This is a genomic window from Actinomycetota bacterium (assembly GCA_005774595.1).
In the GTDB taxonomy this organism is placed as follows: Bacteria; Actinomycetota; Coriobacteriia; order Anaerosomatales; family D1FN1-002; genus D1FN1-002.
Genome location: VAUM01000455.1, coordinates 1 through 1,257, shown reverse-complemented (window position 1 = coordinate 1,257; position 1,257 = coordinate 1). Strand labels below are relative to the sequence as shown.

General features: G+C 71.4%; 3 protein-coding genes. All 3 read left to right on the top strand.

Going from position 1 to position 1,257, the window contains the following annotated elements:
• Positions 1 to 286, top strand: a 286-nt coding sequence (locus tag FDZ70_10935; protein TLM65669.1) for a UDP-N-acetylglucosamine 1-carboxyvinyltransferase, incomplete at its 5' end; no start/stop codon positions are given.
• A 41-nt stretch (positions 287 to 327) separates the two neighbouring features.
• Positions 328 to 747 carry a beta-hydroxyacyl-ACP dehydratase gene (locus FDZ70_10930; GenBank protein TLM65668.1) on the top strand — a complete coding sequence of 140 codons (420 nt, stop codon included), beginning with the start codon at positions 328 to 330 and terminating at the stop codon, positions 745 to 747.
• A 50-nt stretch (positions 748 to 797) separates the two neighbouring features.
• The coding region (locus FDZ70_10925) for a UDP-N-acetyl-D-glucosamine dehydrogenase (GenBank protein TLM65667.1) at positions 798 to 1,257 on the top strand (460 nt) is incomplete at its 3' end.

Genomic DNA, 1,257 nt, shown 5'->3' with positions numbered 1-1,257 from the left:
CCAGTTCGCCGGCGAGCTCGTGCGCATGGGCGCCGACGTCCACATCGAGGGCCACCACGCGCTCGTGCGCGGCGTGCCCGCGCTCTCGGGTGCGCCCGTGCGCTGCCCCGACCTGCGCGCGGGCGCGGCGCTCGTACTCGCCGGGTTGGTCGCCGACGGCGAGACCCGCGTCGACGACGTGCACCACATCGAGCGTGGCTACGAGCGCTTCACCGCCAAGCTCGCCGCACTCGGCGCGCGTATCGAGACGGTCGAGGGCCCGGATACGTCCGGCGACCCCTGCTGACGCGGCCGGAGGCGCCGCGACCCGCCACGAAGGAGGCACCCATGCTCGACCGCGACGACATCAAGGCCGTCATCCCGCACCGCGAGCCGTTCCTGCTGGTCGACCGGGCCGAGGACGTGAGCGCCGAGGGCGCCACCGGCTATCTCGACGTCACGAGCGACATGTTCTGGGTCCCCGGGCACTTCCCCGAGTACGCCGTCATGCCGGGCGTGCTCATCGTGGAGGCGTGCGCGCAGGTCGGCGCGATCGCGCTGCTGTCGCAGGAGGCCAACCGCGGCAAGATCGCGTTCTTCGGCGGCATCGACAAGATCCGCTTCAAGCGGCAAGTCGTCCCAGGCGACACCCTGAACATGACCGTGCGCATCACGCGCTCGCGCGGCCCGATCGGCTTCGGCGAGTGCGAGGCGCGCGTGGGCGACGAGCTCGCGTGCGCGGGCGAGCTGATGTTCGCGGTAAAATGACGCATTCCGAGGGGGCCGGACCCCCTCGCTGTCCCGCGCGAAGGGGTCTCATGAGCTTGATGGAGCGCATCACCGGCGGCTCCGCCGTCTTCGGGGTGGTCGGCCTCGGCTACGTCGGCCTGCCGCTCGCCGTCGAGATGGCCAAGGCCGGCCACAAGGTCGTCGGCCTCGACGTGTCCGAGGGCAAGACCGCCGAGGTCAACGCGGGCCGGAGCTACATCCCGGACGTGCCGGGCGACGAGTTCGCGCTGCTGGTCACGGGCGGCCTCATCGAGGCCACGACCGACTTCTCGCGCGCCAACGATTGCGACTGCATCGCCATCTGCGTGCCGACCCCGCTCGACAAGATGAAGGAGCCGGACACCTCGTACATGGAGGCGGCCGCTCGCGCCATCGCGCCGCACCTGCACGACGGCGTGCTGGTCACCCTCGAGTCCACGACCTACCCCGGCACCACCGAGGAGATCGTGCAGCCGATCCTCGAGGAGGGGAGCGGGCTGAGGGTGGGCG

What these genes read in the sequence shown, in the direction of transcription:
- FDZ70_10930 (TLM65668.1), top strand. Translation starts at nt 328, where the DNA reads ATGCTCGACCGCGACGACATCAAGGCCGTCATCCCGCACCGCGAGCCG.